This window comes from Streptomyces sp. NPDC026575, assembly GCF_055567415.1.
Genome location: NZ_JBVHQM010000006.1, coordinates 65,089 through 87,933, shown reverse-complemented (window position 1 = coordinate 87,933; position 22,845 = coordinate 65,089). Strand labels below are relative to the sequence as shown.

General features: G+C 73.5%; 21 protein-coding genes. 12 read left to right on the top strand and 9 right to left on the bottom strand.

Features of this window, described 5'->3' with window-relative positions:
* Positions 1-85: 85 nt before the first annotated feature.
* Complete coding sequence (locus ACZ4NB_RS10195; protein WP_393489635.1) at positions 86-691, top strand: MarC family protein; 606 nt, start codon at positions 86-88, stop codon at positions 689-691.
* An 88-nt stretch (positions 692-779) separates the two neighbouring features.
* Here the strand turns inward: ACZ4NB_RS10195 and ACZ4NB_RS10190 are convergent, their stop codons facing one another.
* Entirely contained in the window at positions 780-932 is a 153-nt protein-coding gene (locus ACZ4NB_RS10190) for a hypothetical protein (RefSeq protein ID WP_099871903.1), read from the bottom strand.
* Between the two features lie 202 nt (positions 933-1,134).
* Here ACZ4NB_RS10190 and ACZ4NB_RS10185 point away from each other — a divergent pair, with 202 nt between their 5' ends.
* Positions 1,135-2,064 (top strand): NYN domain-containing protein, encoded by a 930-nt coding sequence (locus tag ACZ4NB_RS10185; protein ID WP_467659939.1) that lies wholly within the window; start codon positions 1,135-1,137, stop codon positions 2,062-2,064.
* 45 nt (positions 2,065-2,109) lie between these two features.
* Here the strand turns inward: ACZ4NB_RS10185 and ACZ4NB_RS10180 are convergent, their stop codons facing one another.
* A complete protein-coding gene (locus tag ACZ4NB_RS10180) occupies positions 2,110-2,571 on the bottom strand; it encodes an SRPBCC family protein (protein ID WP_467659937.1) in 462 nt (153 codons plus the stop codon).
* A gap of 157 nt (positions 2,572-2,728) precedes the next feature.
* Between ACZ4NB_RS10180 and ACZ4NB_RS10175 the strand changes: the two genes are divergently transcribed.
* Complete coding sequence (locus ACZ4NB_RS10175) at positions 2,729-3,895, top strand: hypothetical protein (protein ID WP_467659935.1); 1,167 nt, start codon at positions 2,729-2,731, stop codon at positions 3,893-3,895.
* Positions 3,896-3,919: 24 nt separating this feature from the next.
* On the opposite strand, the gene ACZ4NB_RS10170 is transcribed toward ACZ4NB_RS10175, so the two are convergent.
* Positions 3,920-4,786 carry an alpha/beta fold hydrolase gene (locus ACZ4NB_RS10170; protein WP_467659934.1) on the bottom strand — a complete coding sequence of 289 codons (867 nt, stop codon included), beginning with the start codon at positions 4,784-4,786 and terminating at the stop codon, positions 3,920-3,922.
* A 99-nt stretch (positions 4,787-4,885) separates the two neighbouring features.
* Complete coding sequence (locus ACZ4NB_RS10165) at positions 4,886-7,342, bottom strand: DEAD/DEAH box helicase (protein WP_467659932.1); 2,457 nt, start codon at positions 7,340-7,342, stop codon at positions 4,886-4,888.
* Positions 7,343-7,552: 210 nt separating this feature from the next.
* On the opposite strand from ACZ4NB_RS10165, the gene ACZ4NB_RS10160 reads away from it, so the two are divergent.
* Positions 7,553-8,290, top strand: a complete 738-nt coding sequence (locus ACZ4NB_RS10160; RefSeq protein WP_467659930.1) for a ferritin-like fold-containing protein — start codon at positions 7,553-7,555, stop codon at positions 8,288-8,290.
* A gap of 31 nt (positions 8,291-8,321) precedes the next feature.
* Here the strand turns inward: ACZ4NB_RS10160 and ACZ4NB_RS10155 are convergent, their stop codons facing one another.
* The 4 genes from ACZ4NB_RS10155 to ACZ4NB_RS10140 all read right to left on the bottom strand — a co-directional run bounded on the left by ACZ4NB_RS10155 (position 8,322) and on the right by ACZ4NB_RS10140 (position 10,298).
* Complete coding sequence (locus tag ACZ4NB_RS10155) at positions 8,322-8,612, bottom strand: hypothetical protein (protein WP_393489111.1); 291 nt, start codon at positions 8,610-8,612, stop codon at positions 8,322-8,324.
* A gap of 309 nt (positions 8,613-8,921) precedes the next feature.
* A complete protein-coding gene (locus tag ACZ4NB_RS10150) occupies positions 8,922-9,149 on the bottom strand; it encodes a DUF3107 domain-containing protein (protein ID WP_467659929.1) in 228 nt (75 codons plus the stop codon).
* Positions 9,150-9,289: 140 nt separating this feature from the next.
* Entirely contained in the window at positions 9,290-9,931 is a 642-nt protein-coding gene (locus ACZ4NB_RS10145; protein ID WP_384439077.1) for a TetR/AcrR family transcriptional regulator, read from the bottom strand.
* A 148-nt stretch (positions 9,932-10,079) separates the two neighbouring features.
* On the bottom strand, positions 10,080-10,298 hold the full coding sequence (locus ACZ4NB_RS10140) for a hypothetical protein (RefSeq protein ID WP_467659927.1): 219 nt from the start codon (positions 10,296-10,298) through the stop codon (positions 10,080-10,082).
* Between the two features lie 184 nt (positions 10,299-10,482).
* Here ACZ4NB_RS10140 and ACZ4NB_RS10135 point away from each other — a divergent pair, with 184 nt between their 5' ends.
* The 8 genes from ACZ4NB_RS10135 to moeZ all read left to right on the top strand — a co-directional run bounded on the left by ACZ4NB_RS10135 (position 10,483) and on the right by moeZ (position 19,638).
* Positions 10,483-11,517: an alpha/beta fold hydrolase gene (locus tag ACZ4NB_RS10135; protein ID WP_467659925.1), complete on the top strand. Its 1,035-nt coding sequence runs from the start codon at positions 10,483-10,485 to the stop codon at positions 11,515-11,517.
* Positions 11,518-11,525: 8 nt separating this feature from the next.
* Positions 11,526-12,893, top strand: coding sequence for a DUF3152 domain-containing protein (locus tag ACZ4NB_RS10130; protein WP_467659924.1), 1,368 nt, complete (start codon positions 11,526-11,528; stop codon positions 12,891-12,893).
* Between the two features lie 232 nt (positions 12,894-13,125).
* Entirely contained in the window at positions 13,126-14,907 is a 1,782-nt protein-coding gene (locus ACZ4NB_RS10125; protein WP_467659923.1) for a DUF3492 domain-containing protein, read from the top strand.
* A 59-nt stretch (positions 14,908-14,966) separates the two neighbouring features.
* Positions 14,967-15,212, top strand: a complete 246-nt coding sequence (locus ACZ4NB_RS10120; RefSeq protein WP_467659921.1) for a hypothetical protein — start codon at positions 14,967-14,969, stop codon at positions 15,210-15,212.
* Positions 15,209-16,417 (top strand): hypothetical protein, encoded by a 1,209-nt coding sequence (locus tag ACZ4NB_RS10115; RefSeq protein ID WP_467659920.1) that lies wholly within the window; start codon positions 15,209-15,211, stop codon positions 16,415-16,417. Before ACZ4NB_RS10120 ends, ACZ4NB_RS10115 begins: the two co-directional genes overlap by 4 nt.
* Before the next feature lie 256 nt (positions 16,418-16,673).
* Entirely contained in the window at positions 16,674-17,630 is a 957-nt protein-coding gene (locus ACZ4NB_RS10110) for an NAD-dependent epimerase/dehydratase family protein (RefSeq protein ID WP_407287844.1), read from the top strand.
* Positions 17,618-18,385 carry a spherulation-specific family 4 protein gene (locus ACZ4NB_RS10105; RefSeq protein WP_467659918.1) on the top strand — a complete coding sequence of 256 codons (768 nt, stop codon included), beginning with the start codon at positions 17,618-17,620 and terminating at the stop codon, positions 18,383-18,385. The genes ACZ4NB_RS10110 and ACZ4NB_RS10105 overlap by 13 nt, the downstream gene beginning before the upstream one ends.
* A 74-nt stretch (positions 18,386-18,459) precedes the next feature.
* Positions 18,460-19,638, top strand: coding sequence for an adenylyltransferase/sulfurtransferase MoeZ (gene moeZ / locus ACZ4NB_RS10100; RefSeq protein ID WP_467659916.1), 1,179 nt, complete (start codon positions 18,460-18,462; stop codon positions 19,636-19,638).
* 88 nt (positions 19,639-19,726) lie between these two features.
* Here the strand turns inward: moeZ and ACZ4NB_RS10095 are convergent, their stop codons facing one another.
* Positions 19,727-22,750, bottom strand: coding sequence for a lysylphosphatidylglycerol synthase domain-containing protein (locus ACZ4NB_RS10095; RefSeq protein ID WP_467659914.1), 3,024 nt, complete (start codon positions 22,748-22,750; stop codon positions 19,727-19,729).
* Positions 22,751-22,845: the final 95 nt, after the last annotated feature.

Here is a 22,845-nt window from a genome sequence, read left to right as displayed (position 1 = left end):
CGTGTGCACCTTCCCCACCCGGGCCCGTGCGCGCCGCGCCGGCCCGCTGTCCGCTCGTCCGTACCACCTTCCGCAAGGCTTCACCGTGTTCGACATCGCTGTGTTCAGTACCCTCTTTGTCACGCTTTTCGTGATCATGGACCCTCCGGGGATCACCCCGATCTTCCTGGCCCTGACCTCCGGCCGGCCGGCCAAGGTGCAGCGCCGGATGGCCTGGCAGGCGGCGACCGTCGCCTTCTGCGTCATCGCCGTCTTCGGTCTCTTCGGCCGCCAGATCCTGGGCCGGCTGCACATCTCGACGCCCGCGCTGATGATCGCGGGCGGGCTGCTGCTCCTGCTGGTCGCCCTGGACCTGCTGACCGGCAAGTCGGAGGAGCCGACCCAGACCAAGGACGTCAATGTGGCGCTGGTGCCGCTGGGCATGCCGCTGCTGGCCGGGCCCGGCGCGATCGTGTCGGTGATCCTCGCGGTGCAGCACGCGCACGGGTTCGCGGCGCAGCTGTCCGTGTGGGCGGCGATCGCGGCGATCCACGTCGTGCTGTATCTGGTGATGCGGTTCTCGTTGGTGATCATCCGCGTGATCAAGGACGGCGGGGTGGTCCTGGTGACCCGGCTGGCGGGCATGATGCTCTCCGCGCTCGCCGTGCAGCAGATCATCAACGGCGTGCTGCAGGTCATCGAGGGCGCCTGAGCCCCCGGGGCCTTCCGGACGCGGCGGCGCCCCCGTACGACGTGTTCGTACGGGGCCGCCGCCGTGTGCGTATCGGCGGGCGTCGGTGTTAACGGGCGGCGGTGTCGGCCGGGCGGATGTAGATGCGCTGGCCTATGGCGGCGGCCTGCTGCACGATCCGGTTGACGGAGGCGGCGTCCACGACGGTGCTGTCCACGGCGGTGCCGTCGACATCGTCCAGGCGCATGATCTCGAAGCGCATACGGCTTCTCCCTTCGTCTGATCCTCCTGCGGAGAACTGAAATGGCGTGGCTCGCGTGGCTTCGCTGCCAGGCGTTCCGTATGGGTACAACGACCCGCACCGTGCAATCATTCCCTACGCTAAAGAAAAATTTTGACGCTCTAAGTACTGGTGCGGAGCGCGCTTGTGTCCGCCGTCCGGCCGCCCGGACAATGGGTCCCGTATGAACGACGTCCGGCCCGCGGGCCCCACCGACCTCGCCGCGCTCGCCGCAGGGATCGAGCGCACCAACGAGCTGCTCTCCCGGGTGCTCGCCCAGGCCACCGCCACCACCCCGTCGACCCATGCCGCGTTCGTGGACGCGGGCTATGTCTACGCGGCGGCGGGCAGGCTCGTCGCGGGTACGGAGGACCGCAAGGGCTTCGAGCTGGACGCCGAAGGGATCATCGATGCGTTCATCGACAAGGCCCGGACGATCTTCCCGGACAGCCGGCTGCTGCGGGTCTACTGGTACGACGGCGCCCGCCGCCGCCTGCACACCCAGGACCAGCAGCGGATCGCCGAGCTGCCGGATGTGAAGGTCAGGCTCGGCAACCTCAACGCCAACAACCAGCAGAAGGGCGTGGACTCGCTGATCCGCTCGGACCTGGAGTCGCTGGCCCGGCACCGCGCGATCAGCGACGCGGTGCTCATCGGCGGCGACGAGGACCTGGTCTCCGCGGTCGAGGCGGCGCAGGGCTACGGCGCGCGGGTGCACCTGTGGGGGATCGAGGCGCCGGGCGGCCGCAACCAGGCCGAGCCGCTGCTGTGGGAGGTCGACAGCGCCCGCATCTTCGACCTGGACTTCTGCAAGCCGTACGTCACCCGCCGGACCGGCGCCGAATATCTGGAGCAGACCGCGGCCGAGGGGCCGACGCCCAGCCGCGAGGAGGTCCGCTTCGTCGGGGCCCGGGTCGCCGCGCAGTGGCTGTCGGAGCGCGGCCGCGACCGGGTGGCCGAACTCCTGCCCGGCCATCCGTATCTGCCCGGCACCGTCGACCAGGAACTGCTGACCGCCGCGGAGGCGCTGCTGCGGCACTCCCTGCGCGGCCACGCCGATCTGCGCCGGGTGCTGCGGGACGGCTTCTGGGAGCACGTCCAGGCCCAGTTCTAGCCGGACACCGCCGGGACCCCGGTCCGGCCTCGGCCCCCAGGCCGCTCAGGCCCCGGCGAGGAGTTCGGCCAGCCGGTCGAAGAACCCCGACCAGCCCGCCTCGGCCTGCTGGTACTGCTCGCTGGTGAGGTTGCCGCCGAGCTGCCGGAAGGCCATCTCCGTACGGTCCCCGGCGTCGGTCAGGGTCACCCGTACGAGTTCGCCCTCCGCGCGGCGCGGCGCGGTCGCGTCCTTGAGCGTGAACTCCAGCCGCTCGGGCGGTACGACCTCGCGGTACACCCCGGAGAACGGCAGCTCACCGCCGTCCGGAGTGCGCATCACCAGGCTCCAGGCCCCGCCCGGCCGGACATCCATCGCCACCCGGTCGGCGGGCACCGGCAGTTCGCCGCCGAACCAGTACGCGAAGTGCTCCGGCCGCGTCCATGCCTCGAAGACCAGCTCGCGCGGGGCGTCGAAGGTCCGGTTGAGCGCGATGCCGTGCGGGTCGTCCCCGGAGGTGTCGGTCATGGTCGGGCCCTTCGTGCGAAGCCGGTGCCGGCCGGACGCCGGTGGCCGCCCGCCTGCTGCGATGCTCGCCGAACCGGCCCGCGCCCACGACATGCGCTAGCCCGGTCGGCGCATCCCTGCCGGGCGCACCGCGCCGGCAGCTGCGACGGTCGTCTGCATGAACGATCGGCAGCCGCCCGCACCCCGCTTCGAGTCCGGGGTCTCCCTCTTCCGGCATCCCGTCGAGTGGTGGCACGGCCGGCGGCGGCGCTGCCGGGAGATGAAGTGGGAGGAGGGCTCCTGGGAGCTGCGCGAGGTGATCCGCGCCGGTGTCAACGAGCTCGAAGCGCTGCTGGAGACCAAGCCGCTCCAGCCCGACAAGGCGCGGCTCGCCGACGACGTCCGCGCCGAACTCGACGAGGCGCGGGAGAAGCTCAGCCACGCGCAGCACCCCGGCCACCTGGTCGGAGCGCATCTGAGCGTGGCGCAGATCCATCTCGACTCGGCCCGCGACCTGCTCCTGCGCATGATCGAACCGGAAGAGGTCACCCCGCTCCTGCCGGGGCTGATCGCACTCGTCCGGGAGCAGCTGCAGGTGAAGGACCCCCGGCGGATGAAGGCCGAGGACATCTGGAAGGAGACCGCCAAGCGCCCGCCGACCCAGGCGGACGTCGAGGCGATCATCGACGCGGTGAACGTCGCCCGGCTCCAGGCGCTGCGCGACCGGCTGCGCGTCGGCAGCTTCGTGCGCATCGTGAAGTACGTGTCGGCCGCGCTGGGGTTTCTCGCGGTGCTCGTCGCCGTGCTCGGCTTCCTCTTCCCGACCGTGGTGCCCCCGTGCTTCACACCGGAGACACCGGCCGGCGCGGGCGGCAGAGGCCGTACGTTCACCGCCGTCTGCCCGGTGACCAGCCTCAGCGGCCTCAAAGCGGCCGAGGTGCCCGGCAGCATCGCGGAGCTGCCCGCGATCGAGGCCAACTACCTGGTCCTGGAGATCGTCGGACTGCTGGCCGCGGCCATCGCCGCGGCCTCGGCGCTGCGCCGTATCAGCGGCACCGCCACCCCCTACAACGTGCCGGTGGCCCTGGCGTGGCTGAAGCTGCCGACCGGTGCGCTGACGGCGGTGCTCGGGCTGCTGCTGATGCGCGGCGGGTTCGTCCCCGGTCTGACCGCCCTGGACTCGTCGGCCCAGATCATCGCCTGGGCCATCGTCTTCGGCTATTCGCAGCAGGTCTTCACGCAGTTCGTCGACAAACAGGGGCAGGCGCTGCTGGCCGGCGTCCGCGGGCCGGGCACGGCATCGCCGTCCGCCAACCCCGGGCCCGCGGCCGGGCCGACCGGATAGGGCGTGTCCGCACACGCCCGCGCCCTAGCCCACTCCGCTCCAGAACCCCGTCAGCGCCTCGGCCGTCTTCTCCGGGCGCTCGGCGTTGGGGGAGTGCTCGGCGCCCTCGATGACGCTGCGGTGGGCGGCGAGCCGTTCGGCCATCGCGTCCATCCACGGCACCGGCCAGGCGTAGTCGACGGACCCGGAGACCACATGGGTGGCCAGCCCCGTGCCGGCCAGCTCGGCCACCCGGTCGGGCTCCTCCAGCATCTGACGGCCGGTCGCGATCAGCTGCTCGGGGAGCGTGTTCAGCCAGCGGCGGTGCAGGAACGCGCCGATCTCCGGGGGCGTGGCGGCGTCCGCGGCCTCCGGAGGATCCAGCTCGCGCATCGCCCGCCAGACGCTCTCCATGTCGAGCGCGCCCAGCGCCTGGATCAGCAGCCGCACCCGGGCCTGCTGGGTGGCCTCGATGGCCGCGGGCCCGGAGCTGAGCACGGTCAGCGAGCGGAACGGGGAGGCGTCCAGGAGCACGGCGGCCCGGGTGATCAGCCCGCCCAGCGAGTGCCCCAGCAGATGCAGCGGGCCGCTGCCGGGGCCGTGCACGGCTCGCGCCTGGGCCAGCACGTCAAGGGCCAACTCCCTTTGCGCATAAGCCCGTTCCTCGCGCGGGCCGGGGGACTCGTGCTGGCCGCGGCCGTCCACCGCGACCGCCCGGAACCCCGCCGCGGCCAGCGGCGCGAGCAGGGCGATGAAGTCCTCCTTGCTGCCGGTGAACCCGGGCACCAGCAAGGCCGTCCCGATCGGTGCGCCGTCGGGGCGGGCGTCGTGTACGGCGAACGCCCCGCGCTCGGTGTCGAGTCGGTACGCGCGGGCGCACGGGGGCAGTGTGAGGGTCGGCGGCCTGCTCATGCCACGAGGTTATCCGGGCCCGGCCGCGAAACCCGGCCGGGACGCCGACGACCCGGCACCCGCGGGGAGCGGGGCCGGGTCGTCGGGGGGAATCGAGCGTCAGCTCTCGGGCGTCGCCTCGGCGGCGGCCGCCTTGGCACGGGTCCGGCGGCGGACCGGCTTGGCCTCGGCGGTGTCCGCGGTGGCCTCGGCGGCGGGCTTGGCCGCGGCGGCCTTGCGGGTGCGCTTGGGCTTGGCCGGTGCGTCGGCGGTGCCTTCGGCGGTGTCCACCGCGGCCTCGGCGGCCTTGGCGGCGGCCGTCTTCCGGGTGCGCTTGGGCTTGGCGGGCGCCTCGGCGGTATCCGCGGTGGCCTCCGTGGCGGGCTTGGCCGCGGCGGCCTTGCGGGTGCGCTTGGGCTTGGCCGGTGCGTCGGCGGTGCCTTCGGCGGTGTCCACCGCGGCCTCGGCGGCCTTGGCGGCGGCCGTCTTCCGGGTCCGCCTCGGCTTGGCCGGTGCCGCGTCCACCACGGCGTCCGCGGTCTCGGTCAGCACGGCCGGAGCCGTCTCGGCGGCGGCCTTGGCGGTGCTGCGGGTACGGCGGCGCGGTGCGGCGGGTGCCTCGACGGTCTCCGCCACCTCGGCGGCCTCGGCGGCGACCGCCGCGCCCTCCGCCGCCGCGAGCGCGAGCGCCGCGGTCTCGACGGTCTGGAAGGTCTCCGTCTCCACCGGACGGGCGGCACGGGTGCGGCGCCGGCGCGGCTTGGCGGGCTCGGCCGGAGCCTCGGTCACCACGGCGGCGGCGTCCACGGCCTCGGTGGCCGGGGCCGGTACGGATGCCGCCACGGCGGTCTGGCTGCCGCGCGTACGCCGGCGCCGGCGCGGCTGACGCGGCGCCTCGGCGGCCGGGGCGTCCTCGGCGGCCGGCGACCCGGTCTCCTGAGCCTCAGGAGCGGCCGGGCCGTCCAGCGGTGCGCCGCCGCGGGTACGGCGACGCTGACGCGGGGTACGGGTGCGCGGCGGACGCTCCTCCGTCACGGCACCGCCCCGGCGGGCGCCGCGGCCGCGGCCGCCGGTCTCGCCCAGGTCCTCGACCTCTTCCGCCGCGAGCCCGGCCCGGGTGCGCTCGGCGCGCGGCAGTACGCCCTTGGTGCCCGCGGGGATGTTCAGCTGCTCGTACAGGTGCGGCGAGGTGGAGTAGGTCTCCTCCGGCTCGTCGAACGACAGGTCCAGCGCCTTGTTGATCAGCTTCCAGCGCGGGATGTCGTCCCAGTCGACGAGGGTGACCGCGGTGCCCTTGTTGCCCGCCCGGCCCGTACGGCCGATGCGGTGCAGGTAGGTCTTCTCGTCCTCGGGGGACTGGTAGTTGACGACGTGCGTCACGCCCTCGACGTCGATACCGCGGGCGGCGACGTCGGTGCAGACCAGGACGTCGACCTTGCCGTTGCGGAAGGCGCGCAGCGCCTGCTCGCGGGCGCCCTGGCCGAGGTCGCCGTGCACCGCGCCGGACGCGAAGCCGCGCCGGGCGAGCTGGTCGGCGATGTCGGCGGCGGTCCGCTTCGTACGGCAGAACACCATCGCCAGACCGCGGCCCTCGGCCTGCAGGATCCGCGAGACCAACTCCGGCTTGTCCATGGAGTGCGCGCGGAAGACGTGCTGGGAGATGTTGGCGACGGTCTGGCCCTCGTCGTCCGGCGCGGTGGCACGGATGTGCGTGGGCTGCGACATGTAGCGGCGGGCCAGCGAGATGACCTGGCCGGGCATGGTCGCGGAGAACAGCATGGTCTGCCGCTTGGCCGGCAGCAGCTGGATGATCTTCTCGACGTCGGGCAGGAAGCCCAGGTCGAGCATCTCGTCGGCCTCGTCCAGGACCAGGCTCTTGACCTGCGAGAGGTTGAGCTTCTTCTGGCCCGCCAGGTCCAGCAGCCGGCCGGGGGTGCCGACGACCACGTCGACGCCCTTCTTCAGCGCCTCGACCTGCGGCTCGTAGGCCCGGCCGCCGTAGATCGCCAGGACCCGGACATTACGTACCTTGCCGGCGGTGAGCAGGTCGTTGGTGACCTGCTGGCACAGCTCGCGGGTGGGGACGACGACGAGGGCCTGCGGCGCCTCGGTCAGCTGCTCGGGCTGCGAGCGGCCCGCCTCGACGTCCGCGGGGACCGTGACGCGCTCGATGAGCGGCAGGCCGAAGCCCAGGGTCTTGCCCGTGCCGGTCTTGGCCTGGCCGATGACGTCGTTGCCGGAGAGGGCGACGGGGAGCGTCAGCTCCTGGATGGGAAAGGGGGAGATGATGCCGACGGCCTCCAGGGCCTCGGCCGTCTCGGGGAAAATCCCGAGGTCTCGGAACGTAGACAGAATCTTGCCTCTTCTGTGAGACGCGGCGTGAGGCGGCGAAGGGGGTCGTACCGCTCCGTCGTACGGGGTCGTACGGGTCGACCTGATGACGGCCGATGGAGCGGGACCACTGCCAACGCTCAGGCACTCCTGCCGCGAGCGGTGTCCCTCCTGCTGTGCGTATATCTCGTACGCGCCGCGGGGAGGGCGGTCGGTTTGGAGCCGATCGGGCCACCGACCGGGCATCCGCTTCGTGGAACGACCCACCGGTTACCGGCAGGTCCAATACCACTGTACCCCGGATATCGCGTACCCATCCGAAGGCTTGTATGAGTGAGGAATACATCACGCCGGGGCGCGGCGCCCGCCCGCGGTCCGCACGACGTTCCCACAGCCGGACGGAAGTGGCTGACCAGGGGCCTTCCCCCGGCCGTCGGGCGGGCTATTGTGCCGGTCATGGGAACGCCTGACAACGCCGCGGCTGACGCGCAAGAACTCACCGGGATCGCCGCCCAGAACTGGGTGCGGGCCTCCGCCGACCCGCAGTACCGGGCCGCCGTGATCGACCTGCTCGGCGCGCTCGCATACGGCGAGCTGTCCGCCTTCGAGCGCCTGGCGGAGGACGCCAAGCTCGCGCCGACGATGGACGACAAGGCCGAACTGGCCAAGATGGCCTCGGCCGAGTTCCACCACTTCGAGCGGCTGCGGGAGCGGCTCGCGCAGATCGAGGCGGAGCCGAACGAGGCCATGGAGCCGTTCGCCGCCGCCCTGGACGAGTTCCACCGCCAGACGGCGCCGTCGGACTGGCTGGAGGGCCTGGTCAAGGCGTACGTCGGCGATTCGATCGCCAGTGACTTCTACCGCGAGGTCGCGGCGAGGCTCGACTCCGACACCCGCGATCTGGTGCTGGCCGTATTGGACGACACCGGGCACGCGTCCTTCGCCGTCGAGAAGGTGCGCGCGGCCATCGAGGCCGAACCGCGGGTCGGCGGGCGGCTGGCGCTGTGGGCGCGGCGGCTGATGGGCGAGGCGCTCTCGCAGGCGCAGCGGGTGGTCGCGGAGCGGGACTCGCTCTCCACGATGCTCGTGGGCGGGGTGGCCGACGGCTTCGACCTGGCCGAGGTGGGCCGGATGTTCTCCCGGATCACCGAGGCGCACACCAAGCGGATGGCGGCGCTGGGGCTCGCGGCCTGACTCGACCCGCCGAACGGCGGCGCCGGGCGGCTCAGGCCGTCCGGTGCCCCTTCAGCGGCGCGGCCGGCCGCCGAAGACGGTGGCGCGGCGGACGCGCCACGACCGAGAGCAGCGCCGCACCCACCGCGACCGCGGCGAGGAGCACCTGTACGGGGTACCCGGGGCCGAGGATCGAGCGGGTCAGCAGGGCGCCGAGCAGCGCCGCCACCGGTCCCGTCGCCAGCGTGAGGGTGCGCGCGGGGAAGCGGTCGGGCAGCCAGCGCACGGCGGACAGGGCGATGGCCAGGCCGATGAACACGGCTCCGAGCGCTTCCCAGATCATGCTGTTCCCTCCCGCGTGCCGGTGTGCGTGCCCACACTCGTGGGCGCGGTGCCGATCGGACGAACAAATCGGTCGTAGGCGGTCGTACCCAGGGGGCGGCGGCAGCAACCCTCCCGTCGCAGGTCCCCTGCCTGATCAGCGCAGCCGGGGCGCCCCGAACAGCCTGATCTGCGGAAACCCGGAACCGGAACCGGAAACGGAACCGGCCTGGAACCCAAACGGACAAGGGGACGGCGCCCGGAGAACCTCCGGGCCACCGCCCCCTTGCTGTCTCTTCGCTCACGGACGCCGCTGCCGGCGCCCCGCGGGTCAGAGCGCGCCGAACCCGACCCTGCGGCCGGCCGGCTCGCCGAGCTCCACGTAGGCCAGCCGGTCCGCCGGGACCAGCACCTTGCGGCCGTGTTCGTCCACCAGCTTCAGCAGCTCCGACTTGCCGGCCAGCGCGTCGGACACCGCACGCTCGACCTCTTCGGCAGACTGCCCGCTCTCCAGAACGATCTCGCGGGGCGCGTGCTGCACGCCGATCTTGACCTCCACGGCTTTTGTCCCTCCGACGGTCTGGGGGTCCCCAGCGTCAGCTGGGGGAGGATGCGCGGCAAACCGCGCTGTACCCAGCACACATTAGCCCGGTACGGGGACGCGCAGGACGCCCCGCACCACGCCAGCAGCGAACACGGTCAGTGCGTGTCGCTGCCGTGCAGCGGGAAGCCCGCGATGCCCTTCCAGGCGAGCGAGGTCAGCAGCTGCACCGCGGTGTCCCGCGGAACCTGGCTGCCGGAGGAGAGCCAGTAGCGCGCCACCACCTGGGAGACCCCGCCCAGTCCCACGGCGAGCAGCATCGACTCGTCCTGCGACAGGCCGGTGTCCTCGGCGATCACCGCGCTTATGGCCTCCGCGCACTCCAGGGACACCTTGTCCACCCGCTCGCGCACGGCCGGCTCGTTGGTCAGGTCCGATTCGAAGACCAGCCGGAAGGCGCCGCCCGGATCCTCCACGTAGGCGAAGTAGGCGTCCATCGTGGCCGCCACGCGCTGCTTGTTGTCGGTCGTCGAGGCCAGCGCCGAGCGCACCGACTGCAGCAGCGCCTCGCAGTGCTGGTCCAGCAGCGCCAGGTACAGGTCCAGCTTGCCCGGGAAGTGCTGGTAGAGCACCGGCTTGCTGACGCCCGCCCGCTCGGCGATGTCGTCCATGGCGGCCGCGTGGTAGCCCTGGGCGACGAACACCTCCTGTGCCGCGCCCAGAAGCTGGTTGCGCCGGGCTCGGCGTGGCAGGCGTGTGCCCCGCGGGCGCGCCGCCTCGGTCTGCTCGATGGCGCTCACGCTGCCTCCCAGAAATCGTTCCGTACGCGGTCCGTACAAGGTGGTGCACCGCGCCCGCCATCGTACTTTTGGGTAACCCGGCTGTGCGCGGTCCGGGGTGAGAATTTCTGTCCGGCACGACTTCCGCAACCCGACATAACGCCCCAGGTCATCGGTATTCGTCTTCGTTGAGTTCCACGACGCGGGCCTGTTCGGCGCGGTCCGCCTCGTTCGCCGCGTCCGGGTCGGCGCCGGTCAGCGGGTCGTCGCGGTGCGGCGAGAGGTCGGTGTACTGCTCCGCGGCGTCCGCTTCCGGAGCCTCCACGTCAATTTCGGTGGCGGCTCCCTCGTCCTCGAAAGTGTCCGGGTCTGTCGGGTCGACGCGCATGGTGGCTCCCTTTCTCGCGGACTTCCTCGTGGACTCGCTTCGTCGGCCGGTGCCGGATGTGACAGCAGGGCCTCGGGGCGACTGCCCTTGCCTACGAGCCTAGGAGAGCCGCCGCGGCAGCGCGATGCGGTGTGTGACCGCGAACACACAATCGGGGGCGTGATCGTCTCGTAACATCGACTCCATGTCTTCGACCGAGTCGCCGGACACCGCGACCGCAGCCCTCCCGGTGCCCCCGGCCGGCCCCGGTCGGCGCGGCGCGGCGGAGACGGTGCGCACCGTGACCCTGACGGGCCTGACGCTGACCGTGCGGGCGCCGGTCGGACGGCCCGCGGGACGGGACGGCGACGCGGACGGCGCCGGCGAGGACGGTGCCGGGCCCGGCCGCGAGCCGGCGCTGTTCGTCCACGGCCTCGGCGGCTCCTCGCTCAACTGGTCCGGTCTGATGCCGCTGCTCGCCGACCGCGTCGACGGCGAGGCGATCGATCTGCCCGGCTTCGGGCAGTCGCCGCCGCCCGCCGACGGCAACTACTCCGTCTCCGCGCAGGCGCGGGTGGTCATCCGCTACCTCGACGCGGCCGGGCGCGGCCCCGTGCACCTCATCGGCAACTCCATGGGCGGCGCCGTGGCGACCCGGGTCGCGGCGGCGCGCCCGGACCTGGTCCGCACCCTGACCCTGATCTCGCCGGCGCTGCCCGAGCTGCGCCCGCAGCTGGCCGCGGTGCCGACGGCGCTGCTCGCCGTCCCCGGCACCGGCCGGCTCTTCGGCCGGCTCACCCGGGACTGGACCCCCGAGCGCCGCACCCGCGAGGTGCTGGCGCTCTGCTACGGCGACCCCGGACGGGTCAGCCCGGAGGGCTTCAACTCCGCGGTCGACGAATTCGCCCGGCGGCTCGAACTCCCTTACTTCTGGGAGGTGATGGAGCGCTCGGCGCGGGCCCTGGTGAACTCCTACACGCTCGGCGGGCAGCACAATTTGTGGCGTCAGGCAGAGCGCGTGCTCGCCCCGACGCTTCTCGTCTACGGTGGACGCGACCGCCTGGTGTCCTTCCGGATGGCGCGGCGGGCGGCCGCGGCGTTCCGTGGTTCGCGACTGCTGACGCTTCCGGAGGCGGGTCACGTGGCGATGATGGAGTACCCGGAGGCGGTCGCGCGGGCCGTCCGCGACCTGCTCGACTGTGAAGTGACCGATGTGACCGCCGAAGCGGGCAGGAGCTGACACGCCCCGTGGGACGCCATAGCCGCCGTAGCCGGCCGGAGACCGAAGCACCTTCGCCGACGGCCGCGCCGCCCGGTAGCGGCCGAACGCCCCCGCCGGGGCCGGGCTCCGGCCGCCGCAGACGCGAGCCGGCCGAGGGCGACACGGTGCGCGGCGGGCACCCCGAGCAGCGCGAGCCGGGCGGCGGCTGGGGCGCGTTCCCCGCCGCGCCGGCCTCCCCGATGGCGCCCGGAGCGGCCGCGCCCAGGATTCCCCGGCCGCGCGCGGAGATGTCCGGTACGCAGCCGATGGCCGTACCGGGCCGCGCCGCGGCACCGCGCCGCGAGTATCTGGACGCCTTCGACGCGCAGGGCCCGTACGAGGCCGACGACGACGTGTTCCGGGCGGGGGCGCCCGGCGGACGCGGTGCGCCGCCCGGCGGCCGGTTCACCGGGCGCTCGGTGGTCTTCGAGCGCGACGGGAGCGACGCGGCGGGCGCACCGGGCGACGCGCTCGGCGGCCCCGACGGCCCGGGCCCGGAGGAGGAGTTCGACGACGCGCCCGAGGAGCGGGAGCCGGACGGCGCCAAGAAGGGCGGCAAGGGCCGGACGTTCACCGGGGCCGCGGCCGCGGCGGTGACCACCGTGCTCGCCGTCGTCATCGCCGGCCAGGTCGCCGAACAGCACAAGGACGGCGGCGACCCGCAGGCCAGCAGCGGCAACGACCGCACCGACGGCGTCGGCGACGAGGCATCCCGGTCGCAGACCAGGCCCACCCAGGACGCCAAGCCGGCCGGTTACGACGAGAAGATGACGCAGGTCTTCCCGCTGGCCGCGGACCTGACGGGCAGCGGGCGGTTCAAGCCGACCGGCGGCGACGCCAAGGCGCCGGGCCGCGGCAAGGTGCTGCGCTACCGCGTCGACGTCGAGGAGGGACTGCCGCTGGACGGCGGGCTGTTCGCCGAGGCGGTGCACAAGACCCTCAACGACGACCGCAGTTGGGCGCACGGCGGGCAGCGGACCTTCCAGCGGGTGGCGTCCGGCACCGCCGACTTCGTGATCACGCTGGCGAGCCCGGGGACCACCGCGAAGTGGTGCGCCAAGTCCGGTCTCGACACCACCGAGGACAACGTCTCCTGCGACTCGGCGGCGACCGACCGGGTCATGATCAACGCCTACCGCTGGGCGCAGGGCGCCAAGACCTACGGGCCCGACAAGATGCTCGCCTACCGCCAGATGCTGATCAACCACGAGGTCGGCCACCGGCTCGGCCACGACCACGAGGCATGCTCCCGGCAGGGCGCGCTGGCCCCGGTGATGATGCAGCAGACGAAGTTCCTGACGACGGACGGCGCGACCTGCCGCCCCAACTCCTGGCCGTTCCCCACCCAGCGCTGACCGGACCGCGGTGCCGCACTGCCGGCCCGTGCGCTACGCGCCGTGGCGTAGCGATCACATAGCGCGGCGAAACGCCCTTGTGGGGGGAAAGTTACGTGCTTTCACCCCTTCCGGTGGCGCGACGGACAACCGTCCATCGCGCCACCGGCCCTTTTGCATAGCTTCATTCCTGCCAGGTGACGGCCCTGCCGTCGCGCCGGGGTCGTCGATATGGGAGGACGGGGGTGCAGTCGTGCGCGTTGGACTGCTCACCGAGGGTGGCTATCCGTATGCGTCCGGTGGATCGCACGCGTGGTGCGACCGGCTCGTGTGCGGGCTCACCGGCCATGACTTCGAGGTCTACGCCCTGAGTACGCAGCCGCGGCAGGAGGCGGGGGAGAGACCCGCCCTTCCGGATCACGTACGGCTGGTGCGCGGTGCGCCCCTGTGGGGCGACTTCCCCGCCGAGCACCTCCGGGGCGCGGACGAGCGCCGGGGCCGCGCGCCCGGCCGGCGCGAAAGGCGCCGCTTCGCCGAGCACTTCGGCGATCTGGTGACGGCCTTCGCCACGGCCCCGTCCGGTGACCGGCAACCGGACTCCGAGGGCACCGCCGAGAACTCTCTGACCAGCAAGGCGGACCGTTTCGCCAGCGGTCTCTACGGGCTCGCCGAACGTGCCCGGGAGCACGGCGGACTGCCCGCCCTGCTCCGCTCCGAGGACGCAGTACGCACCCTGGAGGCCGCCTGCCACGGCCCCCGCGCGCTGCCGGCCGGCCACGGCGCACAGGTCAACGATCTGCTGGCGGTCGTCGCACAGCTCGAACTCGCGCTGCGCCCGCTGTCGTTGGACTGGTACGGCGACCGGGACACCCCCGGCCTCGACGGGGTGGACCTCTGCCACGCCACCTCCGGCGGTGCGGCCGCCCTCCCCGGGCTGTTGGCCAAACGCTTCTTCGGTACTCCGCTGCTGGTCACGGAGTGCGGCGTACGGCTGCGCGAGCACTACCTGGCCCGTGCCGCGGCGCCGCTGAGCGCTCCGGTGCGCGCGCTGCTGGCCGCCTTCCAGGGCGCGCTGGCCGCCGAGACCTACGCCCAGGCCGCCCTGATCACGCCCGGCAACACCCACGTCCGCCGCTGGCAGGAGCACTGCGGCGCCGACCGGGCCCGGCTGCGCACGGTCTACCCGGGCATGGACGCCGCCCCCTTCGCCGCGGTGGCCGACGCCCCGGCCGACGACTCCAAGACGCTGGTGTGGGTCGGCGCCGTCGAGCCCGCGAAGGACCTGGTGGCGCTGCTGCACGCGTTCGCCGAGGTCCGCAGGGCCGAGCCGGAGGCGACGCTCCGGATCATCGGCGGGGTGGGCCGCGATCCGCAGGCGCCCGGCTACCTCCAGCAGTGCCGGGCGCTGGCCGCCCAGCTCTTCCCCGACGAGGCGGCCGACGCCCGGACCGTCGGCGAGAACCCGGTCAGCTTCGAGGAGATCGGCAGCCCCGAGGTGCCGAGCCTGGCCGACGCCTACGCCTCGGGCGCGGTGGTGGTGCTCTCCAGCGTCGTCGAGGGCTTTCCGCGCTCCCTGGTGGAGGCGATGTTCTGCGGCCGGGCCACGGTGTCGACCGATGCCGGCGCGGTGTGCGAAGTCATCGGCGGCACCGGACTGGTCGTCCCGCCGCGCAACCCCCGCGCCCTCGCCGAGGCGTGCCGGGCGCTGCTCGGCGACCCGGACCGCAGGGCCCGGCTGGGCGCGGCGGCCCGGGCGCGGGCGCTCGAACTGTTCACCGTGGAGCAGAACATCGCGGCGTTCCGCGGCATCTACCTGGAGCTGATCTCGCGCACCCCGGCCCGCCCGGCCGACCACCGCGCGCTGGACGCCCAGGGCGTACCGCAGCCCTTCGCCCGCCCCGCCGAGTCCCATGTCCCCGGCCGCTGGGCCGCGACCACCGCCGCCAAGGCGGACGCGCCGGCCGGCCGCACGCCGAGCTGGGCGGTGCCGGACGGGAAGCGGCCGGCCGGTGTTCCGGTGATGTCCGAGACATGAGACAGCCGGTGAGACGGGGAGCGAAGGGCGATGAGGCAGGCGAGATCAGCGTGAGGGAGATGGCAGTGGTGATGGGTGTGCTGGACGTGATGTGTGCGATGGGTGTGGTGGGCGTGGCACTGGTCACCGGCATGGCCGATGTGGCGCACGCCGGCAACCGCGACGGGCTCCGGCGCCGCGACCGCCCGGGCCGTCCGGCGTACGCGCGGGAGCGCACCGCCGCGGCCGCCCCCGGCCGCCCGTCCCGGGAGCCCGCCGGACAGGGCGCCGGTACGCAGGCCCCGGCGAAGGGGGACGGAGCATGACCGCGCCCGAAGGGGGCACCACCCGCGCCCCCGCGACCACGGGGGAGGACCGCCCCGCCACGGGCGACCGGGCCACCGCCCGCCCCGCCCGCCGCGGCCCCGCCGACCCCGTACGCGCCCTGATGCACCGCCACCAGAAGCTGTGCGCACACGCCGTCGACGCGCTGGAGATCGCCGCCGGCCTGGAGGCGCACGGCGTCACCGACCGCACCGCCGCCCGCTTCCGGCACCGCGACGTCTTCTCGCTCGCCGAGGAGCTCTACGCCCGGGTGCCGCGCGCGGAGCAGGGCACGCCGGAGGCGGGCGCGGGGCGGGGCCGGGGGTGGGGCGGGCGCTGCGGCGCCGTACTGCAGCTGCTCCCCGGCGCCGTCTGCGGCGCGGCCGTCGCCGCGCTGGCCTCGGTGGGGGAGACGGCGGCCCCCGCCTCCCGTATGGCCGTCGCCGCCGCCGGCGTCGTGCTGCTGGCCCTCGCCGTCCGGCTGGCCGTACGGTCCGGGCCGCTGCGGGCGCGCCACCAGGGCGCCGGATCGCGCACCGCGGGCCTGTGGGTCTGCTGGACGGTCGGGTACGCGGTGTTCGGCGACCGGCTGCTCGCGGAGCTGCTGGCCAACGGCCCCGACCTGCCGTACGCGCACCCGCGGCCCGCCGTCGCCACCGCCGTGGCGCTCTCCTGCGCCGTCCTGCCCGCGGCCGGCTGCGCCCGGTGGTTCGCGGTACGCGGGCGGCGCGGCCTGGCCGCCAGCCGCGGCCTGGGGGAGCTCGCCGCCCGCACCCGGCCGTTGCTGCTCGCCGCCACGGCGCTCTTCCTGGGCGCGCTGGTCGCGCTGCTGCTGGGCGCGGGGGCGGTCTTCGCGAGCGGCGGTGCGGCCGCGGTGGCCGCGGCGGCCGCGCTGGGCGTGCTGCTCTTCCTCGCCCGGCTGCTCGCCGTCCACGGCTTCCCCGAGGCGGCCGCCGCCGGCCTGGCCTCGGCCGCCGCCCTGGAGGCGCTCGCCCCGGCCCTGGTGCTGATCGCGCGGCTCCCCGGCCTGGCCCCGCTCGTCGCCCCGGTGGAGGCGCTGACCGCCCCCGCGGGACCGGCCGCGGTACCCGCCGTGGCCTGTACGGCCGCCGCCCTGGGCCTCCTCGCCTACGGGCTGCGGGCGCTCACCGGGGCCTGCGCGCACTCGCCCGGCCCCGCCGGACCGGCAAGGCCACCTCGGCCGTGACCCTTCGGCCCACGCCGGGCGCCCGTCTCCCCGCACCCCCACGCGGGCATCCCACCCACGCACCACCCCCGAAGAGGCACCCCGAAACGGCCCCTTCGGACGGTTCGCCGCGGACCCCCACCCCCACGTGGCCGCCGCCCCCGGGGCGGAGGCCGTCCCCGCGGCCGAAGTCGACGCACTTCCCTCGATCCGCTTTAGGAGCGCGACACATGAACGTCCACCCGACCACACGTACCGCGGACCGGGGGGTCGCACGATGAGGGTGCTGCTCATCGGTGCCAACGGCTACCTGGGCCGCTATGTCGCCGACCGCCTGCTCGCCGACCCCGCCGTCCAGCTCACCGCCCTCGGGCGGGGCGACGACGCGGACGTCCGCTTCGACCTCGCCACCGGCAGCCCCGGGGCGCTCACCCGCTTCCTGGACGCGGTGCACCCCGGGGTGGTCGTCAACTGCGCGGGCGCCACCCGCGGCGGCGCCCGCGAGCTGACCCGGCACAACACCGTCGCGGTCGCCACCATCTGCGAATCGCTGCGCCGTAGCGGCTGCGGGGCCCGGCTCGTCCACCTGGGCTGCGCCTCCGAATACGGGCCCTCCCAGCCCGGCTCCTCGACCGCCGAGGACGCGGTGCCGCGCCCCGGAGGGCCGTACGGCGTCAGCAAACTGGCCGCCACCGAACTGGTCCTGGGCTCCGGGCTCGACGCGGTCGTCCTGCGGGTCTTCTCCCCGGTCGGCCCCGGCACCCCGGCCGGCTCGCCGCTCGGCCGGCTCGCCGAGGCGATGCGCCGCGCCATGCAGTCCGGGGACAGCGAACTCAAGCTCGGCGGGCTCGGGGTGCAGCGGGACTTCGTCGACGTCCGGGATGTCGCCCGGGCGGTGCACGCCGCCTCGTTGTCGGCCGCGCAGGGCGTGGTCAACATCGGCACCGGCCGCGCCGTACGGCTGCGCGAGGCGGCCTCCGTACTCGCCCGGGTCGCCGGCTTCGGCGGAGCGCTGCACGAACTGGACTCCCCGCCGGCCCGGCTGGTCATCCCCGCGCCGACCGCCGAGCACCCGGCCGGCTCGCCGCCGGCCACCTACCCCTACCCCGACGGCTGCGGCACCTGGCAGCAGGCGGACGTGCGCACCGCCCGCGACCGGCTCGGCTGGCGCCCCCGGATCGGTCTGGAGGAGTCCCTCGCCGACATCTGGATGGAGGCCGCATGTCGTATCTGATCACTCCGGCCGGCGCCACCCGCGCCCCGACCGGGCCCGCGCCGCTCGGCGTCGGCGTCCCGGGCCTGGCCCATCCGCTGCTGGCGGCCACCGAATGGGCCGGGCTGCTGCGCTGCCCCCCGGGGCTGGTGCACTGGGCGGTGCTCGATGTGTCCCACGGCCCCGGGACCCGTCCCGACCCGCACTGCCTGCCGGCCGCCGCCCGGCTGCGTGAGACGGGTGTCCGAGTGCTGGGACACCTGGACCTGCGCCTGGGGGCGCGCCCCTTCGCGGAGCTGATCTCCGACGCGCACCGCTATCTGGAGTGGTACCGCACCGACGGCTTCTGGCTGGCGAACTGCCCCACCGACCGGGCGCTGCTGCCCGCCACCCGGCGGCTCGCCGGTGCCCTGCGTACCCTGTGCGACCGCGGTCACCTCGTCTTCGGGCACGGCACCCACCCCCACCCCGGCTACGCCGAGTCCGCCGACCAGCTCGTCACGTTCTCCGGCCGCTGGGCCGACTACCGCTGGTCGCAGGTGGCCGAGTGGACGGCCGACTACGCTCCGGAGCGGTTCTGCCACCTCGTCCACGGCGTGCCGCGCACGCACCTGGACGAGGCGCTGCGGATCGCCCGCTGGCAGGGGGCGGGCACGGTCTGCTTCACCGACCGCCGGGCCGCCGCGGGGGCCGGCGAGGCCGCGGACGCCTGGGCGTCGCTGCCCGGCTACTGGGACGAAATCGTCTCGCGCATCGGACCGGGTGTCTCGGAATGAACAGGGGCGTGGCAGTGTTACGGGAAGACAAGTCAGTCCTCAGATACCGACCAACCCCCTTGTTGAGGTCATCCGTGTCGCTGCCACCCCTGGTCGAGCCCGCTCCGGAGCTCACCGTCGACGAGGTCCGCAGGTACTCCCGCCACCTGATCATCCCCGATGTCGGGATGGACGGGCAGAAGCGGCTGAAGAACGCCAAGGTGCTGTGTGTCGGCGCCGGCGGCCTGGGCTCGCCCGCGCTGATGTATCTGGCCGCGGCGGGCGTGGGGACGCTCGGCATCGTGGAGTTCGACGAGGTCGACGAGTCGAACCTCCAGCGCCAGATCATCCACAGCCAGTCGGACATCGGCCGCTCCAAGGCCGAGTCCGCGCGGGACAGCGTCAAGGGCATCAACCCGTACGTGAACGTGGTCCTTCACGAGGAGCGGCTCGAAGCCGACAACGTGATGGACATCTTCAGCCAGTACGACCTGATCGTGGACGGCACGGACAACTTCGCCACCCGCTATCTGGTCAACGACGCCTGCGTGCTGCTGAACAAGCCGTACGTCTGGGGCTCGATCTACCGCTTCGACGGCCAGGCATCGGTCTTCTGGTCCGAGCACGGCCCCTGCTACCGCTGCCTGTACCCCGAGCCCCCGCCGCCGGGCATGGTGCCTTCCTGCGCCGAGGGCGGCGTCCTGGGCGTGCTGTGCGCCTCCATCGGCTCCATCCAGGTCAACGAGGCCATCAAGCTGCTCGCCGGCATCGGCGATCCGCTGGTCGGCCGTCTGATGATCTATGACGCACTGGAGATGACCTACCGCCAGGTCAAGGTCCGCAAGGACCCCGACTGCGCGGTCTGCGGCGAGAACCCGACCGTCACCGAACTCATCGACTACGAGGCGTTCTGCGGCGTCGTGTCCGAGGAGGCCCAGGAGGCGGCGGCCGGCTCGACGATCACTCCCCGGCAGCTCAAGGAGTGGATCGACGCCGACGAGAAGATCGACATCATCGACGTCCGCGAGCCGAACGAGTTCGAGATCGTCTCCATCCCCGGCGCGCGCCTGATCCCGAAGAACGAGTTCCTGATGGGCACCGCCCTCCAGGACCTCCCGCAGGACAAGAAGATCGTCCTGCACTGCAAGACCGGCGTCCGCTCGGCCGAGGTACTGGCCGTGCTGAAGTCCGCCGGCTTCGCCGACGCGGTCCACGTCGGCGGCGGCGTCATCGGCTGGGTCAACACGGTCGAGCCGGAGAAGCCGGTCTACTAGACCCCTGCCACGCAAGCATCGAGGCGCCGGTCCGTGCGGTACGGACCGGCGCCTTCGCGGTGCGCGCAACTCGCCGCCCGCGGCCGCCTCAGATCTCGCCCTTGCGCGTCAGGTGGGTGAAGGCCAGCCAGCCCGGCAGCACCGGCAGCCAGAACGTCATCAGGCGGAACAGCAGCACCGCGGGGAAGGCGATGTCGCCGCCCAGGCCGCCCAGCGTCAGCGCCGTGATGAGCGCACTCTCGACCGCGCCCAGACCGCCCGGTGTCGGCGCCGCCGACCCCAGCGCGTTGCCGGCGAGGAAGGCCACCGCGATGCTGGCGTAACTGAGCTGGTCGCCGCCGCCGAACGCGCGGATCGAGGCGTCCAGGCACATCACGTTCGCGGCCGTCAGCAGCAGCATTCCGCCGATGCCGGTGATCAGCTTCCCCGGGCGCTGCAGGATGTCCAGCATCCGCGGCACCACACCGGCAAACAGCGACCGCAGCCGTGTCACCACGAACTTCCGCAGCACCGGCACCGCCGTCACCACCAGCACCAGCACCGCCACCGTCAGCAGACCGGCGATGACCGTACGGGACGGCGACAACTGGTCCTGTCTGCTCTGCATGCCGGTCAGATAGCCGAAGGTCAGCAGCAGCAGGATGTGGCTGCCCAGGCCGAACAGCTGGGAGGCGCCCACGCTCGCCACCGCCAGGCCCGGCCGGACCCCGGCGCGCTGCAGGAAGCGGGTGTTGAGCGCGACGCCGCCGATCGCCGCGGGCGCCACCAGCTTCACGAAGTTGCCGGCGATCTGCGCGACGACGGTCTTGACGAAGCCGACCTTCTCGGTGACGAAGCCCAGCAGGCTCATCGCCGCCGCGATGTACGTCAGCGCCGAGAAGAACATCGCCACCAGCACCCACCACCACTGGGCCTTGCTGAAGACGTCGTCGAGGTTGAAGTGCGTCAGCTGCGACAGCAGCAGATACGCGGCGAACGCCCCGGCGATCCAGCTGATCAGGATCCGCGGGCTGAGCCGCTCCAGCTTCGCCGGTTCGATCACCGCGGTGGGGCGGATCAGCAGTACCTGCCGGCGGATCTGGGCGAGCAGATCCTCCTCGCGGGCCTCCTCGGACGCCTCGTCCAGGGCCCGCTTCTCGGCGTTCTTCTCCGCATGCCGCTCGGCCCGTATCGCCTTGCGGTCCTTCGGGCCCTCCGCCTCGCGTGCCTCCCGCGCCTCCTTGGCGGCCTGCGACGCGGCCAGCACCGCCTCCCGCTCCCGCTTGGAGCGCTCCCGGGCCAGCTGGCGCAGGGTGGCGCGGGTGGTGCGGCTGAGCGCGATCGGCTGCAGCAGCGGCAGGCTGTCGGCGACCGCGTCCGGACCGAGCACCTCGACGGCCGCGGCCACCGCGCGCTCGGCGCCCACCCGCAGCCCGCAGGTGGCCAGCAGCTGGGCGATGTCCATCCGCAGGACGAGATCGCCGGCCGCGATCTCCCCGCCGCGCAGCTCGGTCAGCACGATGCTGCCGGAACGATCCACCAGTAGGGCGTCGCCGACCAGCCGACGGTGTGCGATCCGCCGCGACTGCAACGCCTCGACCTGCCGCCAGGCGCTGTGCATCAGCGCGTCGGTGATCTCCTCGTCGGCCAGCGAGTCGAAGGTGCGGCCCCCGATGTGCTCGTAGACCAGCATCACCGCGTCCGGGCCGAGTTCGGAGGTGGCGATCAGCCTCGGCGCGTTGGCGCCGGCCGCGATGGCCGCGTACGCCAGCAGCGCCTCCTGCTCCAGCGCCTGGCGCAGCGACTGCAGGCTGCGGCGCTGGTTGATGCCGCGCAGCGACAGCCGCCGCCAGACCCGGTAGAAGAACCCCTGGGCCTGCTGCTCGCGGTCGACGACGGTGACGTCGATCGGCGGGCCGTCCTCCAGGGTGACGATGTAGCGGCGGCCGCGGTCGCTCTGCTCGGTCTGGTCGGCGTGGTGGGCGTCCTCCGCGCGCATCGCGCTGACCGGGTGGAAGCCGACCCGGCGCAGCCCGGCGAGGAGGTTCTGGCCGGTGGGGCGGACGTTGGGGGAGCCGACGGCGTAGAGGGTGCCGTAGGCGACGGTCCAGCCGATCAGCACCGTGGTGATGATCGCGAACGGGGTGGTGTACCGGCCGACCAGCACCGCGACGACGTCCAGCAGCACCACGACCCACATCGCGACCCGCCAGCGCGGCCGCCGCGACATCCCCACCGCCGTCATATAGGCGATCACCGGCGCCAGATAGCTGTGCACCGGGGCGGAGAGCGAACCGTTCGCCAGCGGCTGGGTCAGCGCGACCCGGATGGAGGCGGGGGCGGACTCGGCCACCCACAGGTCGGTGGCGAGCGACACCCCGTGGGCGAGGACGGCGGCGAGCACCCCGTCGGCGATCCGCAGCCCGTCCCGCTTGATCAGCCGCTCGACGGCGAACGCCACCGGAACGATCAGCACCAGGACACTGGAGGCCAGCCCGGCCAGATTGATCAGCAGGGGCGGCGCCGCCTTGGCGCCGGTGCCGATGTCCCGCGCCAGGCCCGCGGTGGTGCCGTGGGCGAAGGTGGCGAGCCCGAGGACCAGGGCGATCCCGGCGATGCCGAGCAGCAGCCGCAGCAGGTCGGCGGGCCGGTGGACCCGGGCGGGCAGCAGCGGCTCGTCGCCGGAGACCCGGTCGACGTGGAACTCGCCGTGCTCGTCGGCGCTCAGATCGGCGCGGTGCGAGCCCGTACGGGCCCTGGCCCGGGCCGCGCCGGAGACCGGTTCGGCGTCCTTGCCGTGCTCGACCCGCTCGTCCTGGTCGGCTCGCTGCTCGGTCTGCCGCTCCTCCTCGTTCCCCTCGGGTGGTTCGGGCTCAGCGGGCCCTTGTGGCCTCTCAGACGCCCCGGGTCGTTCGGCCTTCTTGATCGTGCTCGCCTTTTCGGTAGCGGAAGCCGTGGCCGGCCTCCGTTGGTGCTTCCCCTTCGGTGCCACCTGCCGCCGCTGCGGCCGCTCGGTCGGTGCGGCCGGGTCGGGGGCGGTGTCGGTGGCGTCGACGGGCAGAGCGTCAGGGGCGCCCGCCTCCCGTGGAGGCGCTGCACCCTGCTCGGCCGTCTCTTCTTGATCTCGTATCACCAGTCACCGTCCGGAAGATGGTGGCACGACCGACCGGTGGAGGAGGGCATCAGGGTGCATTTCGGGGGTACGGGAAGCGGAACCTCGTCCCCCGC

Bases quoted from the DNA above. Each gene is read 5' to 3' on its own strand.
- ACZ4NB_RS10110 (WP_407287844.1), top strand. From the start codon at position 16,674: ATGAGGGTGCTGCTCATCGGTGCCAACGGCTACCTGGGCCGCTATGTC.
- ACZ4NB_RS10135 (WP_467659925.1), top strand. From the start codon at position 10,483: ATGTCTTCGACCGAGTCGCCGGACACCGCGACCGCAGCCCTCCCGGTG.
- ACZ4NB_RS10120 (WP_467659921.1), top strand. From the start codon at position 14,967: ATGGCAGTGGTGATGGGTGTGCTGGACGTGATGTGTGCGATGGGTGTG.
- ACZ4NB_RS10170 (WP_467659934.1), bottom strand. From the start codon at position 4,786: ATGAGCAGGCCGCCGACCCTCACACTGCCCCCGTGCGCCCGCGCGTAC.
- ACZ4NB_RS10180 (WP_467659937.1), bottom strand. From the start codon at position 2,571: ATGACCGACACCTCCGGGGACGACCCGCACGGCATCGCGCTCAACCGG.
- ACZ4NB_RS10115 (WP_467659920.1), top strand. From the start codon at position 15,209: ATGACCGCGCCCGAAGGGGGCACCACCCGCGCCCCCGCGACCACGGGG.
- ACZ4NB_RS10185 (WP_467659939.1), top strand. From the start codon at position 1,135: ATGAACGACGTCCGGCCCGCGGGCCCCACCGACCTCGCCGCGCTCGCC.
- ACZ4NB_RS10165 (WP_467659932.1), bottom strand. From the start codon at position 7,342: ATGCCCGGTCGGTGGCCCGATCGGCTCCAAACCGACCGCCCTCCCCGC.
- ACZ4NB_RS10160 (WP_467659930.1), top strand. From the start codon at position 7,553: ATGGGAACGCCTGACAACGCCGCGGCTGACGCGCAAGAACTCACCGGG.
- ACZ4NB_RS10190 (WP_099871903.1), bottom strand. From the start codon at position 932: ATGCGCTTCGAGATCATGCGCCTGGACGATGTCGACGGCACCGCCGTG.
- ACZ4NB_RS10105 (WP_467659918.1), top strand. From the start codon at position 17,618: ATGTCGTATCTGATCACTCCGGCCGGCGCCACCCGCGCCCCGACCGGG.
- ACZ4NB_RS10175 (WP_467659935.1), top strand. From the start codon at position 2,729: ATGAACGATCGGCAGCCGCCCGCACCCCGCTTCGAGTCCGGGGTCTCC.
- ACZ4NB_RS10140 (WP_467659927.1), bottom strand. From the start codon at position 10,298: ATGCGCGTCGACCCGACAGACCCGGACACTTTCGAGGACGAGGGAGCC.
- ACZ4NB_RS10155 (WP_393489111.1), bottom strand. From the start codon at position 8,612: ATGATCTGGGAAGCGCTCGGAGCCGTGTTCATCGGCCTGGCCATCGCC.